11 protein-coding genes and 1 pseudogene are annotated in these 15250 nt (G+C 68.5%); 7 read left to right on the top strand and 5 right to left on the bottom strand.

The window, feature by feature from the left end; all coding sequences use genetic code 11:
* The first annotated feature begins 27 nt into the window (after positions 1-27).
* The 3 genes from ACFOWZ_RS08615 (at position 28) to ACFOWZ_RS08625 (ending at position 2861) form a co-directional block, all read left to right on the top strand.
* Positions 28-1110 carry a mechanosensitive ion channel family protein gene (locus ACFOWZ_RS08615; RefSeq protein WP_382370918.1) on the top strand — a complete coding sequence of 361 codons (1083 nt, stop codon included), beginning with the start codon at positions 28-30 and terminating at the stop codon, positions 1108-1110.
* A gap of 22 nt (positions 1111-1132) precedes the next feature.
* Positions 1133-2479, top strand: a complete 1347-nt coding sequence (locus ACFOWZ_RS08620) for an MFS transporter (protein ID WP_382370920.1) — start codon at positions 1133-1135, stop codon at positions 2477-2479.
* Between the two features lie 106 nt (positions 2480-2585).
* On the top strand, positions 2586-2861 hold the full coding sequence (locus tag ACFOWZ_RS08625; protein WP_382370922.1) for a hypothetical protein: 276 nt from the start codon (positions 2586-2588) through the stop codon (positions 2859-2861).
* Positions 2862-2913: 52 nt separating this feature from the next.
* On the opposite strand, the gene ACFOWZ_RS08630 is transcribed toward ACFOWZ_RS08625, so the two are convergent.
* Both ACFOWZ_RS08630 and ACFOWZ_RS08635 read right to left on the bottom strand, forming a co-directional pair.
* Entirely contained in the window at positions 2914-6153 is a 3240-nt protein-coding gene (locus tag ACFOWZ_RS08630; protein WP_382370924.1) for a S8 family serine peptidase, read from the bottom strand.
* A 251-nt stretch (positions 6154-6404) separates the two neighbouring features.
* Positions 6405-6947 (bottom strand): hypothetical protein, encoded by a 543-nt coding sequence (locus ACFOWZ_RS08635; RefSeq protein WP_382370926.1) that lies wholly within the window; start codon positions 6945-6947, stop codon positions 6405-6407.
* A 107-nt stretch (positions 6948-7054) separates the two neighbouring features.
* Here ACFOWZ_RS08635 and ACFOWZ_RS08640 point away from each other — a divergent pair, with 107 nt between their 5' ends.
* A complete protein-coding gene (locus ACFOWZ_RS08640; protein ID WP_382370928.1) occupies positions 7055-7744 on the top strand; it encodes a hypothetical protein in 690 nt (229 codons plus the stop codon).
* On the opposite strand, the gene ACFOWZ_RS08645 is transcribed toward ACFOWZ_RS08640, so the two are convergent.
* Both ACFOWZ_RS08645 and ACFOWZ_RS08650 read right to left on the bottom strand, forming a co-directional pair.
* Positions 7728-8171, bottom strand: a complete 444-nt coding sequence (locus ACFOWZ_RS08645) for a DUF6098 family protein (RefSeq protein WP_382370930.1) — start codon at positions 8169-8171, stop codon at positions 7728-7730. The two genes, ACFOWZ_RS08640 and ACFOWZ_RS08645, sit on opposite strands and share 17 nt — an antisense overlap.
* 274 nt (positions 8172-8445) lie before the next feature.
* Positions 8446-8871 carry a cupin domain-containing protein gene (locus tag ACFOWZ_RS08650; protein ID WP_382370932.1) on the bottom strand — a complete coding sequence of 142 codons (426 nt, stop codon included), beginning with the start codon at positions 8869-8871 and terminating at the stop codon, positions 8446-8448.
* Positions 8872-8942: 71 nt separating this feature from the next.
* Between ACFOWZ_RS08650 and ACFOWZ_RS08655 the strand changes: the two genes are divergently transcribed.
* The 3 genes from ACFOWZ_RS08655 to ACFOWZ_RS08665 all read left to right on the top strand — a co-directional run bounded on the left by ACFOWZ_RS08655 (position 8943) and on the right by ACFOWZ_RS08665 (position 14037).
* Positions 8943-10598, top strand: a complete 1656-nt coding sequence (locus ACFOWZ_RS08655) for an FAD-binding dehydrogenase (protein WP_382370934.1) — start codon at positions 8943-8945, stop codon at positions 10596-10598.
* 505 nt (positions 10599-11103) lie between these two features.
* Positions 11104-13137, top strand: a complete 2034-nt coding sequence (locus tag ACFOWZ_RS08660) for a putative bifunctional diguanylate cyclase/phosphodiesterase (RefSeq protein ID WP_382370936.1) — start codon at positions 11104-11106, stop codon at positions 13135-13137.
* Between the two features lie 66 nt (positions 13138-13203).
* A complete protein-coding gene (locus ACFOWZ_RS08665) occupies positions 13204-14037 on the top strand; it encodes a S1C family serine protease (protein WP_382370938.1) in 834 nt (277 codons plus the stop codon).
* Positions 14038-14207: 170 nt separating this feature from the next.
* Here ACFOWZ_RS08665 and ACFOWZ_RS08670 read toward each other — a convergent pair.
* Positions 14208-15194, bottom strand: a pseudogene (locus ACFOWZ_RS08670) (ATP-binding protein); the annotation flags it as partial.
* Positions 15195-15250 lie beyond the last annotated feature (56 nt).

Raw genomic sequence — 15250 nt, forward strand, 5'->3', positions numbered from 1 at the left:
CCCGTCCCGATACCGGAAGGAGGGAACGTGCTGTTCGTCGTCATGGGCTGTTCCGTGGCCTTCGCACTGCTCGCGGTGGAGGTGATCCACCGGCTGGTGCGCCGCTTCACCCACAGCGGGAAGATGTACCGGCCGGGCCAGGTGTTCGGAGCGTTGCTGGCCGCCCAGATAAGCCTGAGCGCCTACCCGGTCGACGCCCCCATCGCCCTGCACGCGCTGGGCATCGCGTTGATCCTGGCCGGTGCGTGGCTGCTTTCAGCTCTCATCAGCACGCTCGTGGACATCTCGCTGTCGCGGATTCGCACGGACGTCACGGACAACCGGCACGCGCGGCGCGTGCACACGCAGGTCACGCTCGTGCGGCGGCTGGCGCTGGTGATCATCGGCGTGCTGGCGGTCGGGGCCATCCTGATGACCTTTCCCGGGGCTCGGGCCGTCGGGTCGACCGTGCTGGCCAGTGCGGCTGTGATCGGTGCAGTGGCGGCGTTGGCGGCGCAGTCGTTGCTGGGCAACGTGATCTCGGGGATGCAGATCGCGTTCAGCGACGCCGTGCGGCTCGACGACGTCGTCGTGGTCGAAGGCGAGTGGGGGCGGGTCGAGGACATCACGCTGACGTACGTGGTGCTGCACCTGTGGGACGACCGGCGGCTCGTGCTGCCGACCTCCTACTTCCTCAAGACGCCGTTCGAGAACTGGACGCGCACGCAGTCCGCGCTGCTGGGGACCGTCGAGCTCGATCTGGACTGGACGGTGCCGGTCGAGGCGATGCGGCAGGAGATGCGGTCCATGCTGGAGGGCAGCGACCTGTGGGACGGGCGGGTGTCCGTGTTGCAGGTGACGTCCGCGACCCAGGGTTTCGTGCGCCTCAGGGCGCTGGTGAGCGCGGCCGACGCCGGGAAGTTGTGGGACCTGCGGTGCCTCACCCGCGAGCACCTGGTCGACTGGGTGCAGCGGTACCACGACGGGGCGTTGCCGCAGGTGCGGACGCGGACCGTAACGCGGGCCGCACGGCAGCAGCCCGCCGGTGACCAGCACACGGACGCTCGGGTGTTCGGTGAGAGCGCGGACGGGGCGTTGCGGGAACAAGCGTTTGCGGGCCCCAGGCAGTAGCGCGTTGCCCCACACTGGGCGCATGAGGACCGGCGATCAGGTCGTGCAGAGCCTGCCGTGGCGGTGGCGGGCGCAGGGGACGATCTTCATCATCGGCGGGCTCGGGTTCCTGTTCGACGCCTGGGACGTCACGCTCAACGCCTTTCTGATCCCGCTGGTCAGCGCGGAGTGGGGACTCAGCCTCGGCGAACGCGGGTGGGTCGGCACCGCCAACCTGATCGGGATGGCGGTCGGCGCGTTCGCGTGGGGTGCGATTGCGGACACCATCGGGCGCAAGAAGGCGTTCAGCCTCACGATCCTGATGTTCTCGCTGTTCACGGTGGCGGGCGCGGCGTCGCAGGACTTCGTGACGTTCTGCGTGTTCCGGTTCCTCGCCGGCGTCGGGCTCGGCGGGTGCATCCCGGTGGACTTCGCGCTGGTCGGCGAGTTCACGCCCGCGAAGGTCAGAGGCAGGGTGCTGGCGGCCATGGACGGGTTCTGGCCGCTCGGTGCGACGCTGTGCGGGCTGACCGCGGCCTTTCTCGCCGGTCTGGGCAGCTGGCGGCTCCTGATGCTCACGATGGTGCTGCCCGCGCTGCTGCTGTTCTGGATCCGGCGCAGCGTTCCCGAGTCGCCGATGTTCCTGGTCGCCAAGGGGCGCCCCGAAGAGGCCAAGAAGGTCATCGACGACCTGGTGGCCAAGACCGGAGCGCCGCGGGAGGACTGGCGGCTTCCCGACCCCAAACAGCTCCAGCGCCTCTCCCCCAGGACGATGTTCTCGCAGCTCAAAGAGATCTGGCGGTTCGACCCTCGGCGCACCGGCGCGATGTGGCTGATGTTCCTCGCCGTCTTCCTGCTGTACTACGGCGCCGTCACGTGGCTGCCGAGCATCCTCAAGGCGCAGGGGTACGGGACGTACGCGGCGTTCATGGTCACGACGGGCACCGTGGCGGTCGGCGTGGTGGCCGCGCTGATCAGCGCCTGGCTGGTGGACGTGTTCGGGCGCAAGTGGGTCATCGCGGTGACGGCGCCGCTCGCGTCGGTGGCCCTGGTCATGTTCGCGGTGCAGATCAACGTCGACACGGCCGCGAAGGCGTGGATCACGCTCTACGGGGCGCTGATCCAGATCGCGATCCCGGCGCTGTACGCGCTCGCGCCGGAGCTGTACCCGACGCACCTGCGGGCCAGCGGCTTCGGCTGGGCGTCGACGATCAGCCGGATCGGGGCAGGGTTCGTTCCGGTGCTGTTCGGCGCGATCCTCTGGCCGGTCCTCGGCCTGCCGCTCACGTTCGCGGTGATCGGTGTCGTGGTGGTGGGCGGTGTGGTCGTGCTGATGTTCGCGGTCCCGGAAACGAAGATGCAACCCCTCACGGAGCCCGCTCCGTCCTAGCCACATGAGAAGACCGCTCGCCGTCGCGTTCTGCGCGCTGGCACTCGGAAGCTGTGGTACGAACGGGCTCCTCGCGCCGACTGTGTTGTCCTCGGAGGTCCCGACCGTGTCTTCAGCAAAGCCGGACAAGGCCCGGCTCGAGCAGGCGAAACGCGACGGCTACCTCACCGTGCCACTGATGATCTCCGTGCACCCGGGACGCGACGGGGAGGTCGAGCAGGCACTGAGGAAGCTGGGCGCGACCGTCGAGTCGCGTGATCCCAGAATCGGCTACCTGCGGGCCGAGATGCCGGTGGACAAGGTGGAAGACGCGTACCTCATCACCGGCGTGTCCAAAGTGGATCTGGACGAACCGCTGGGCAACAAGCTCCCTGAACCATGAACGGCGCTTTTGTCCACCTGAGGTGGACAAAAGCGCCGTTCATCGTTTTTGACTAGCTGACCGTCTGGACGATCACGGCGCCGTTGCCGACGACGTTCTCGTCCGCCGTGCGCACCTCGAGCACACCGCGCAGCACGCGGCCGGCGGCCGGCGCAGCGAGCGGGGTGATGGTGCCCGGCACGGTCCAGGACGCACCGGCGGCCCGTTCCGCGTTGGTGTCGGTCACGGTCAGCGTGCCGAGACCGGCGGCGTTGAAGACGTCGATGTAGTCGTACTGCGTGGAGCCCGTGGGCACCGCGTAGCCGTCGACCTGCACGACCCACTTGCCGGCGGCCGGGTTGTTGATCGTCACCGACTCCTCCGAGTCGCCGTCAGCGGACTGACCGGCGGCCACGCAGGGGCCCGCCGTGCAGTTGAGGACGGTCAGGTCGAGGTCGGCACCACCGTCGGACGGGTTGCCGATGGTGGCGACCAGCTGCGTCGCACCGGGCTTCACGTCGATCTCGTAGGACTTGACCTCGCCGTCCGCGACCGACTCACGACCGGTCTTGGCGCTGCCGACGGCACCCGCCACGAGCCGGCCGGTGAACGCGGCCTGCGTGTTCGTGACCTGGTAGCTGCGGGCGAGCGGCACACCGGCGGCGGCCGACGCGATGACGTCCGGGTTCGGGCTGATCGCCGTGCCGAGCACGGACGCGGTCACCGAGTACGGCGCCACGTCGGCGTCGGAGGTGCGGCGCGCCTCGATCACGATCTCCCACACACCGGCCATCGGGCTGGTCACCGTGCGGCTGGTGGGCGTGCCACCAGAGCAGCCGGCACCCGCGTCCGGGTTGTAGCAGTTGGTCGAGCTGGTCACGTCGAGCGGAACACCCTGCGGGGTGAAGCGCAGGAAGCGGACCTGGCCCTTGCCGGCCTCGGCGCCACCGGCGTTCATGTCGATCTTCAGCGCGGTCGTGCCCTTCGGCACGTTCACGAAGAGGCTGGTCGACTGGTTGCGCGCGATCGTGCCGGACTTCGTGACCGAGAACTTGTTGGCGGCGTTGAAGTTCTCCGCCGCGAACACCGCGTTCATGGTCTGCACGTCGACACCGGGCGTCTCGACGTCGTCGAGCTGCAGGACGGCGCTGTGCACGCCCGCGGACGCCGCCTTGACCTTCACCGGGAACTGGACCGGCTTGTTCAACGGCAGGGTCACGGTCTTGGCTGCCTTGAAGGTGCCGTCGTTGCCCTTCCACGACACGTTCCAGACCTCGTCGTGGTCGTGACCGGTGGTGCGGGTCAGCGTGTAGGTGCGGGTGTACTCCTGGCCCGCGGTCACGCCTTCACGGTCGTGGATGCCGACACCGACGTTCGGGGTGGCCAGCAGTCCACTGAGGACGGTGTTGACCGGAACGGACGTGGTGACCTTGTTCGGCACGCCGTGCTTGTCGAGCAGCGCCCAGGCCGCGTTGGTGTTGAACAGACCCGCGCCCTGCTCGTAGGCACCCAGGGTGCTCACGTAGTTGGCGCTGCGCTGGATCGCGTACCGCAGTTCCGCACTCGTCGGGCGCTGGCCGTCGTGGTGGCCCTTGTAGGCGCTCACGAGCAGCGCGGCGGCACCGGTCGCCTGCGGGGCGGCCATGGAGGTGCCGTTGAACATCGCGTAGCCGGGCGGAAGGGCGTAGGTGCCCGCCACCGGGCCGGGCGCCTGCCAGCGCGGCGTGGTGGAGATCGCCGAACCGGGCGCGACGATGTTCGGCTTGAAGCCGCCGTCCTCGGCCGGGCCGCGCGACGAGAAGCCGTGCAGGCTCTGCTTCTGCGCGGTCTTCGAGCCGTAGTTGGACAGCCAGGTCGCGCTCGTGATGTACGAACCGACGCTCACCGCGTCCGTGGCGACCGACGGGTCACCGACGGTGTTCGCGCCCGCACCCGAGTTGCCCGCCGAGATGAAGAGCTGGACGTTGTACTCGTTGATCGTGCGGTTGTAGAGCTCGGCGCGGGCGTTGTTGCCGTCGTTGAGCGCCGGAAGGCCACCGATGGAGATGTTCACGACGTCGGCGCCGTTGCGCGCGGCGTAGAGGACACCGTCGATCAGGCCGGAGCTCGTGCAGGACGGCGTGGAGAGGCACGCCTTGACGGACATCAGCTTCGCGCCGGGCGCGGCACCGGCCATCTTGCCGTCGAACATCTTGTGCGCCGCGGTGATGCCGGCGACGTGAGTGCCGTGCGCACCACCGGTGATGCCGAGGCTGACGTACGGGGTGCCGCCGGTGTCGTAGATCGACTTGTCGGTCTGCACGACGAACGCCATGCGGTCGACGACCGGGGTCGCGGGGTTGTCGGTGCCGAAGAAGCCGACGTCCTTCTTGACCTTGTAGTCGATCATCCGCGGGTTGTTGGTGAAGTTGCCGTCGCCGTCGGTGTCGACGAAGACTTCCTTCGTCGTGATGTCCTGGATGACACCCCACGAGTCGGCGCGGTCTCCGTCGCGGTTGATGTCACCACCGGTCTCACTGCCCGCGCCACCGAAGTCGCCCGCGATCTCGCGGAAGAGGCCGAACGAGTAGGGGCCACCCGTGGCCGGGGCGGTCCACTCCTTGCCGCCCTCGACGAACTTGCCCGTGCGGCCGGTCTTGGTCATGGTGACCCAGGAGCCGTCGCCGGACGTGGGGTTGTTCGCCGTGAACCAGTCGACGATCTTGCGCTCGCCGGTGCTGGTCGTCTGCAGGGCCGGGGTGTCCAGGTCGATGCCGGAGTCGATCACGGCGATCGTGGTGCCGCGGCCGTCCCACGTCGGGTGCGCGACGGCGAACTGCGCCGCCTGCGTGTCCTGCGTCGGCATGTACGGGTTGGTGCGCGGCGTCTTCGCGTCCGGCGCCTTCTGCGGGGCCGGCTGCTCCATGCCCTGCGGACGCGGGTCTTCGAGCGCGATCAGCCCGTCCACGTCAACGGTGCTGACCGAGGCCAGCTTGGCCGCCTTCTCCGCCTTGTCGCGCGGGATGGTGACCTTGACGTAGTCGACGTCCTTCTCGGTCTTCTGGACCGTGGCGCCGAGCGCCTTCAGGTCGTTGACCGCGGCGTCGGTCTTGCCCTCCTCGGCCGCGACGAGCAGGTCGACGGTCGGCTTGCCCTGGCGGGCGGCCTCGTCGACGAGCTCGCGGTCGGTCTTGTCGAGCTGCTTGTCCGCAGCCGGCTTTTCCTGCTGCGGAGCGTTCTGCGCGTTTGCAGGGGTGGCGGCGAAGCCGAACCCGGCAGTGCCCAGCACCGCGGTCAGCAAGACCGTTCCGGTGCGGCGTCTCCAGTTCTTCACGGCGCATGTGCCCTTCGTGGGGTAAAGAGTGCTCAGAAGCACATCTCGTCACCTGACGAGGGGCAATCGTCTTCTCAGACGAATTCGCAGATCCACATTGGACTGTTCAGCGGCTTGTCCGCGCGCACTTTCAATGCAGCGCGTTTCCTCTTTGCCGTGGAACGAGCAACCGCTCTCCAGTCAAGGGCTGATGGAGGGGAATGTCAAGCCTGCGTCAACGGTGAACGGCGTTGGCGTGTAACAGGATCCCGTCAACGAGCGATGGGCTGATCACTATTTCTGCCCATTAGCGAGCGCAATCGCGACCGCAGGCGGCCGACGATCCCCTGGGCGGCCGGGAGCGCTTTCGGCTGTGCCCCACACGTCGGACACTTGCCGCGATGTGCTTTCAGCGCCCGCTGGAGTTCGGCGACCTGCTTCCCGGTCCGCTCGGGCACGAAGTCCTTTTTGACCGAGAGCAGGCTGAGCTCGGTCAGCGTTTCCTTGCCGCCGTGCGTGCGGACGACGGGCGCGATGGTGTGAAAGAAGATCAGGTTGCGTCTGCGCGCGGGTTCGATCGCGTGAACGTCGCACCACCGAACGGTGATGCGACGGTCGAGGCTGTTCGACGTGATGCCTTCACCCGTGAGCTTCGTGCCCATGGTGAAGCTGCGCCACGCCACGGTGCCACCCATGAGGGACCACAGGCCGCCGAAGACGTAGCCGTACCAGGGACCGCCCGCCATCGCGATCGGCCCACCGGCGGCGACGCCCGCGCCGAGCCCGAAGAGAACCCATCTCCACCTGGTGTGCATCTCTCCATCCTGTGTACCCGAGCCGTCAGCTCTAAAGACGCGCACCGCCCTCACCTCGTTGAGTTGTTCGGCACGACTGGGGGCTGTTCAGGCGCTACGTTGCGCGCATGGACCTCAAGCTGGTCGCCGACGAGCTCTACGGGCTGCCCCCGAAGGAGTTCACCGCGGCCCGCAACGCCGCGGCCAAGCAGACCGACGACAAGGACCTCGCCAAGGCCATCGCGGACCTGCGCAAGCCGACCGTGGGCGCCTGGGCGGTCAACCGGCTGGTGAGGGACAACCCGGACGGTCTGGAGGAGGCTCTGGGCCTCTCCACGGCGCAGCTGACCATGCGCGAGCTCGGCCGCAAGCGCAAGGAGCTGATGGAGGCCCTCGTCTACCGCACGCTGGAGCTGACGGGGCCGCTCGCGGACGACGCCGTCACGCAGGTGCGCAACACCCTGACCGCCGCGATGGCCGACCCCGAGTCCGCCGAGCAGGTGCGTGCGGGGCACCTCACGAAGGCGCTGGAGTACTCCGGGTTCGGGTTCGCGCTGCCGGCACCCGAACCGGTGAGCGACGACGGAGAGGACGCGCTGGCCCGCAAGCGGCGCGAGCGGCAGGAGCGCAAGCGGGCGGAGGCCCAGCAGGCGTTGGACGAGGCCGAGCAGGCCCTCGGGGAGGCCCAGGCCGACCAGCTGGCGGCGCAGCGGGCGTTCGACCGGGCCGCCGAACGGCTGGAGGAGGCCAAACGGGTGACGGCGGGAGCGGAGAAGGCGCGCAAGGCCGCCGAGCGCAAGCTCAGCGATCTGAGCTAGAGCGGTCGAGCGGGCCCCACTCGTCGGAGTGCTGGGCTCCGACCAGTTCCTCACACTCCCTGAGCGCGCTGTCGGCCACCCACGCGATCGGCTCGCGGCACTGGACCAGGGGCTCGTTGTCCGGCCCTCTGCCCACCTCGTCACCTCTCAGCACCCACGCGCGGACGTCCGGGCCGCGCAGGTCGCGCAGGTGGCGGTAGTCGAACAGCCGGCGGGCGACCCACAGCCGGTGCGAACGGTCACCCCACCACGGCTCGACGTGCAGCGGGCTCGCCGACAGTCCCGGCAGCTCGACCCCGGTCAGCGAGTCCCGGGACGTCGAGGCGGCGTCCGCCTCGGGGCCCTTCGACCAACGCACGTACACGTCCTCGCCGAGCAGGTCAGCCAGCTCGGCGAGGTTCGTGATCGTGGGCAGTTCGTCCGTCACACCTGGTGACATACCCCGGTCCAAGCTGAAGGGAACCTGAAGGAATTGAGCCCGGTCACACTCGAAGCGGGCCGGAACACCGCCGTCCGGTTGTACGTTCAACAATGTGGTTGGCCGCTGGCGCTCGAGCCCGCGCCAGGGCGATCCGGCACCCCCAGGTCGGAAAAGCCCTTCCGCAGGCGTGTGCGCTCGCGCCGCGGTCAACCCGCCGTCGACCGGCACTCCGGAAACCCCCCTCACCGGTAGTGGCGGTCGGCGGCACCCTCAGACGCCCTCAGCCAGGCAGGTTGTACTGGTCGTGGCGGGCGTAGAACGCCTCCATCTCCTCCGGCGGCAACCCCTTCGCGGCCCCCACCTCCAGGAAGAAGTTCTCCCGGGCGATCCCCGGCGAGAACAGGATCAGCATCCGCACTGGCGCGTCGCTGTCGTTGCGGAACGCGTGGGGCCGGTTCGGCGGCACGTAGAGGAAGTCGCCCTCCCCGCCCTTGATCCACTCGTCGCCGTCGAACAGCGTGATCTCGCCTTCGAGCACGTAGAACGACTCGGAGAACGTCTTGTGGAAGTGCGGGCGCGCTCCGGGCTGGTGAGCGTCCATCCGCCACTCGAACAGGCCGAACTCGCCGTTCGTCACCGAGCCCGGTGCCACGAACCGCGCGGAGGAGGTGCTGAAATCCACCTCGGAAGCCGGTCGGAACGTCACGTGATCTCTCCCCAGAAAGTGAAATCTATTCAGGTCTCGTCTGCGACCTGCGGTGGATCTATGCTCGGCCGATGGCACATGACGCGGATGTCATCGTCGTCGGCGCGGGCCTCGCCGGTCTCGTCGCGACCGCAGAGCTCGCGGACGCGGGTCGCAAGGTCATCCTCCTGGATCAGGAACCGGAGGCGACGCTCGGCGGCCAGGCCTGGTGGTCGTTCGGCGGGTTGTTCATGGTGGACACTCCAGAGCAGCGCAGGCTCCGGGTCAAGGACTCGCACGACCTCGCGTTGCAGGACTGGATGGGTTCCGCGGCGTTCGACCGGGACAGCGACCACTGGCCGCGGCTGTGGGCACAGGCCTATGTGGACTTCGCAGCCGGCGAGAAGCGTTCGTGGCTCTACAACATGGGCGTGCGCTGGTTCCCGTTCGTGCAGTGGGCCGAGCGCGGCGGCTACCTGGCCGACGGGCACGGCAACTCGGTGCCGCGGTTCCACGTCACCTGGGGCACCGGGCCCGGTGTGGTCGAGCCGTTCGAGCGCCGGGTGCGCGAGGGTGTGGCGAAAGGGCTCGTGACGCTCAAGTTCCGGCATCGCGTCACCGGCCTCAACGTCAGCGACGGCGTGTGCGACGGGGTGTCCGGCGAGGTGCTGGAGCCGTCGGCGGTCGGCAGGGCCGAACCCAGCTCGCGCACGGTGGTCGGCGACTTCTCGCTGTCGGCGCAGGCCGTGATCGTCACGTCCGGCGGCATCGGCGGCAACCACGACCTGGTGCGGCGCAACTGGCCGGAGCGGATGGGCAAGCCGCCGGAGTTCATGCTGGCGGGCGTGCCGGACTTCGTGGACGGGCACATGATGGAGGTGGCGCAGAAGGCCGGCGCCTCGATCATCAACGCCGACCGCATGTGGCACTACCCCGAGGGCATCGCGAACTATGCGCCGGTGTGGTCGAGGCACGGCATCCGCATCCTGCCCGGCCCGTCGCCGCTGTGGCTCGACGCGGACGGCAACCGCCTGCCGATCCCGCTGTTCCCAGGCTTCGACGCACTGGGGGCGTTGCAGCACATCACCTCGCGCGGCGACGGGCACTCGTGGTTCGTGCTGAACAAGCGGATCATCGGCAAGGAGTTCGCGCTGTCGGGCTCCGAGCAGAACCCCGACCTGACGGGCAAGGACACCCGCGCGGTGCTCAAGCGCGCGCTCCCGGGAGCGGTGGCGCCGGTGGAGGCGTTCGCGCAGAAGTCCGAGGAGTTCATCCAGGCAGGAACGGTCGCGGACCTGGCGCGCAAGATGAACGCGTTGACGGGCGACTCCCGGATCGACGCCGCCGCGCTGGAGAAGACGATCGTCGAGCGCGACCGTCAGGTGACCGCGGGGCTCAGCAAGGACATGCAGGTCAACGCGATCCGCGCGGCACGCCACTTCCTGACGGACAAGCTGATCCGGGTCGTGGAGCCGCACCGGTTGCTGGACCCGAAGGCGGGTCCGCTGATCGCGGTGCGGCTGTCGGTGATCACGCGCAAGACGTTGGGCGGCCTGCACACCGACCTGTCGTCGCGCGTGCTCGACGCGTCCGGCGAGCCGTTGCCGGGGCTCTACGCCGCCGGTGAGGCCGCAGGGTTCGGTGGTGGCGGCGTGCACGGCTACCGTGCGCTGGAGGGCACCTTCCTGGGCGGCTGCCTCTTCTCCGGACGTGTCGCCGGACGTGCGGCGGCCGACGCGGTTTCCTGAAACCGCAAGTGTTCCCGCGTGGTGGACGCGGGTTGACGGTCGCCCGGCTCGCGGCTGTGCCGGAAGCCGGGCTGTTCAAGGCCGCGACCGTGCACTGTGGACACCGACCGCGAAGACCACGGGTGCAGGCGTTGCCGGACCACTACGACCTCGGCGTCGACATCCTGTCCGCCCGCGACCGGGTGCACGCCGTTGTTCGACGTGGACGCGGACCCCGCTCACCATTGGCCCGCTCGCCTTCGAGAAGGTGATTCATTAGTTCAAACGAGTGAATTCAGGGGCAAACCCATGAATCGTGGCCGGGAATCGGGGTTCGGTTGGACACGTGATGCGTGATCAGTAAGCTTGACCGTTGGACCCACACCCGGTGGTGGTACCGCGCGGGGCTGTCACCCGTTCGACCGAACCCGGCGGAAGTGGGCCGCGCAGGCATATCGATTGGCGTCCGACGATCGATCAGCAGATCACCCCGGTCCCCACGAATGGCCACCTGAGCTGAATGAACATGGTCGACAGCCAAGAGCCCGCCGTTCGCTGGGCGGCGGCGATCTCCAGCACCCTTCTCGCGAACCTGACGCGCGAGAAGCTCGAGCAGCTGCTCGGCGGGTACGTCGACCAGCTGCTCACCGGTGGTGTGGACGCGGCTCGGCGGGTCGGCCGCTCCATGGTGGAACACGACTTCATCTCCGCTGCCACTCTGGAGCAGTCGCTCACTCACCTGGGTGAGACCACTCCGATCACGCCGGCCCAGCTGGGTGCGCTCGCCGCCGGGTACGCGGACGGGCTGCGCGACCGGACGCTCGACCAGCAGGAGATCAGCCGCACGGCCGCGATCAACTCGATGCGCCGGGCCGAGATCGCGGTGAGGGCGAGCGAGGCGAAGTTCCGGGCGATCTTCGAGGCCTCCGCGTTCGGGATCGTCGTCAGCAGCCTCACCGGCGACATCATCGACGTCAACGAGGCGTTGCTGACGATGCTCGACTACCGGCGCGACGACCTGCGCACGATGAGCGGCCGCGACCTGGTGCACCCCGAAGACCGGGCCGCGCTGCGGGAGCTGGCGCAGCAGCTGATCGCGTCCGACTTCGACAACATCAGGGTCGAGAAGCGGATGATCCGCAGCGACGGCGAGACGATCCAGACGCACATGGCGATCTCGGTCGTGCGCGAGCACGAGGACGCGCAGCCGTACTTCGTCACGATGATCGAGAACATGAACGAGATGCGCGCGTTGCAGACGCAGCTCGTGCGGCAGAGCCTCAACGACATGCAGACGGGGTTGCCCAACCGGGCACAGTTCCTCGGCTGGCTCGAAGGCGCCGTCGGGTCGAAGGGCCCCGAGGCGCTCGCGCTGGTGCAGGTCGACATCGACGGGTTCCGCGGCGTGAACGACGCGTTCGGGCACGACGCCGGCAACAGGGTGCTGATGCACGTCGCGACGCGCCTGCGGTCGGTGTTCACGGAGGACGTCGGCAAGGTCGCGCGCATCGGCGAGGACGAGTTCGGTGTCCTGATCAAGGACCCGCGTGACGTGCGCGGCGTGATCGCGCTGGTCGAGGAGTTCACCAAGCAGCTCGAGGAACCGCTCTGGATCGGCACGAACGGCGTCGGCGTCACGACCAGCGTCGGCATCGTGGCGCGCGCGGCCCGCGGCGGCGACGCGGTGGACCTGTTGCGCGCGGCGGACGTCACGGTCGGCTGGGCGAAGCGCGACGGCAAGGCGCAGTGGGCGTTGTACGACAGGGAACGCGACCTGCGCGACAAGGAGAGGTACGCGCTCGCGGCGTCCATCCCCGGCGCGCTGGAGGAGGGCCAGTTCCGCGTCGACTACGTGCCCGTGCACTCGCTGGCCGACGGTTCCGTGCTCGCGCTGGAAGCGAAGATCGTCTGGGACCACCCGGCCCACGGCGTGCTGTGTCCCGGCATGTTCCTCGACCAGTCCTCGGACAACGGCATGATCGTCCGGCTGGTGCACTGGGCGTTGTCGGAAGCCTGCGCCCAGGCGAGCGAGTGGCACCAGGCGCTGGGGTCCCGGACGCCGGTGCTCTCCATCGACCTGCCGCCGCGGCTGTGCCAGGAGCCGGAGCTCGTCGCCGAGGTCGCCCGGGTGCTCGACCACACCGGGCTCCCCGCGTCGTTGCTGCGCTTCGAACTGCACGAGCACCTGCCCGCGCTGCTGACCGACGAGCAGCTGGAGGAGCTGACCATCCTCGCCGAACGCGGCGTCGGGCTCGTGCTGGACCAGATGAACGGCGGCAACGTGGGCGTCGACCGGCTGCGCCTGCTGCCGTTGAGCGGCGTGAAGTTCGCCGACGGCGTCGTGCACGGCCTCGACACCGGCGCGAACCCGGTCGACGAGAGCGCGTCGGTGGCGCTGCTGCGGTGGGCCTCGATCCTGCGGGTGCCGCTGTACGCCGAGGACGTGCGGACGCAGGCCGAGGCGTCGAGGCTGGCCGAGCTCGGCGTGACCGGCGCGCAGGGGTCGCACTTCGGGCCGTCCTTGACGACCTCAGAGGTCTCCGAGCTGCTTCTCAGCTAGTTCTTATCAGGGTTCCCACGGGTGTGCGCACAGCTTGTTCACATGATGGCGGTCCATCGTGGAGTCATGACCGAGCAGAGCTTCCCCGCCATGAGCGGGTCACTGGTGGAACCGCAGCCCGCCGTTGCCCAGGCGCCGAAGTTCTGGCGCCGCACGGCCCCGATGCTGACCGCGGCGGCGCTCGTCGCCGGGCTGTTCGGAGGCGTCACCGGAGCGGTGATCGCCTCACCGGACTCCCCCGCCGCGTCGTCGTCCGTTGCGGCGCAGACGGTCTCCAACCAGTCCACTGTGGATTGGACCTCCACCGCCTCGACCGTCCTGCCGTCGGTGGTCCAGGTGAACGTCGGCAACGGCCTCGGCTCCGGCGTGATCCTCACCGCGGACGGCAAGATCCTCACCAACAACCACGTCGTGGCGTCGTCCGGCGGCCGCCTCACCGTGACGCTGAACGACGGCCGCGAGGTGCCGGCCACCGTCGTCTCCACGGACCCGGCCTCCGACCTCGCCGTGGTGCAGGCCACCGGGGTCTCCGGTCTCACACCGATCAAGTGGGCGGACTCGGACTCCGTGAAGGTGGGTGACGCGGTGATGGCCATCGGTTCGCCGTCGGGCCTGCAGGGCACGGTGACGACAGGAATCGTCTCGGCGCTGGACCGCAAGGTGACCGTGCCCGGTGAGGGGCGGCGCGCGTCTTCCGTTTCGTACCAGGCGATCCAGACCGACGCGTCGATCAACCCCGGCAACTCCGGTGGCGCGCTGGTGAACTCGGCCGGTGAGCTGATCGGGATCAACTCGGCGATCTACTCGCCGGCGTCGAGCAGCGGGGAGGCCGGGAGCGTGGGGATCGGGTTCGCGATCCCGTCGAACACGGCCAAGCAGATCGTGGACAAGCTGAGCTAGCAGGTCCAGAGCGCCGAGATGGGCAGGCAGGCCATGCCGTCACCGAAACCGAACGACTCCCTACCGGTGTAGAGCACGAACCCGGCGTGGAACCTGTCGCCGAGGCGCCGTCGCAACAAGCGCAGGCCGCGAAAATCGTCAGCTCGGACGGTTTCCGCGGCCTTCACTTCGATGCCGATCACACGACCTTTGTTGTCCTCAAGGACCGCATCGACCTCGTACTGGTCTCGGTCTCGGTAGTGGTGCAGGGCCGCGAACGTGTCCGACCACGTCAACTGGCGAGCGAGTTCGCCGAGTACGAAGTTCTCCAACAGGGCGCCGTCTCCTGCGCCCAGATGTGCGGCAATCCCGGAATCGACGAAGAACACCTTCGGCATGACCAAAGCTCTTGTGGTGGCGTTGGCCGACCAAGCCGGAACCGTGCGCACGAGATAGACCGTCTCGAGGATCTCCACGTACCGGCGCACGGTTGGCGCAGTCAACTCAAGATCACCGGACAGCCGGTTGAAGCTCAGCAGACCTGTGGTCTGCGCTGCCAGCAGCGACATGAGTGTGCGCATTTCGCCCGCTCGCTCGATGTCAGCCACCTGCTTGATGTCGCGCGCCATCATGTCTGCGAGATAGGCCTCGAAGAATCGGCCTCGGCGACTCGGAGTACCCCTGCGCAACGCTTCGGGATAACCGCCTCTGGCCGCACGAGCCAGGTAGTCCTTCTTCCGCAGGTCACTGGGCGCAGCTCGCACCTCCGCTCCCTCAGCGAATGCCGCATCGACGAAACCGTCAGGTGTGCCATCGATCTCGCCTTGCGAAAACGGCCACAGCTCCACGGTTTCCGAACGCCCTGGCAGAGCGTCCGGCAGGCTGCTGAGCCCCAGAAGGCGGGCTGAACCCGTGAGCAAGAACTGCGCGGGCCTCTGATCGCGATCAACGGTGTACTTGATCTGAAGCCACAGGTCAGGCACACGCTGTACCTCGTCGATCAGCATCAACCCGTCGTGCCGGACGAAGGTGGACGGGTCCGCTTGCGCAGCCGCGCGAGTAATCCCGTCATCGAGAGAACGTGCCACTCCACCGTGCTCACGAAGCAGCTTCTCCGCCAGAGTGCTCTTGCCAACCTGACGGGCCCCGTTCAGCACGATGACGCGGGTGTCCGACATTGCCTCGGTCACCCGCTCCGCCGCACGTCGCGGCAGGTAGTCGATACCTTCTCGCA

The organism is Lentzea rhizosphaerae (genome assembly GCF_042649515.1).
Classification (GTDB): domain Bacteria; phylum Actinomycetota; class Actinomycetes; order Mycobacteriales; family Pseudonocardiaceae; genus Lentzea; species Lentzea aerocolonigenes.

Bases quoted from the DNA above. Each gene is read 5' to 3' on its own strand.
- ACFOWZ_RS08665 (WP_382370938.1), top strand. From the start codon at position 13,204: ATGACCGAGCAGAGCTTCCCCGCCATGAGCGGGTCACTGGTGGAACCG.
- ACFOWZ_RS08635 (WP_382370926.1), bottom strand. From the start codon at position 6,947: ATGCACACCAGGTGGAGATGGGTTCTCTTCGGGCTCGGCGCGGGCGTC.
- ACFOWZ_RS08655 (WP_382370934.1), top strand. From the start codon at position 8,943: ATGGCACATGACGCGGATGTCATCGTCGTCGGCGCGGGCCTCGCCGGT.
- ACFOWZ_RS08660 (WP_382370936.1), top strand. From the start codon at position 11,104: ATGGTCGACAGCCAAGAGCCCGCCGTTCGCTGGGCGGCGGCGATCTCC.
- ACFOWZ_RS08640 (WP_382370928.1), top strand. From the start codon at position 7,055: ATGGACCTCAAGCTGGTCGCCGACGAGCTCTACGGGCTGCCCCCGAAG.
- ACFOWZ_RS08620 (WP_382370920.1), top strand. From the start codon at position 1,133: ATGAGGACCGGCGATCAGGTCGTGCAGAGCCTGCCGTGGCGGTGGCGG.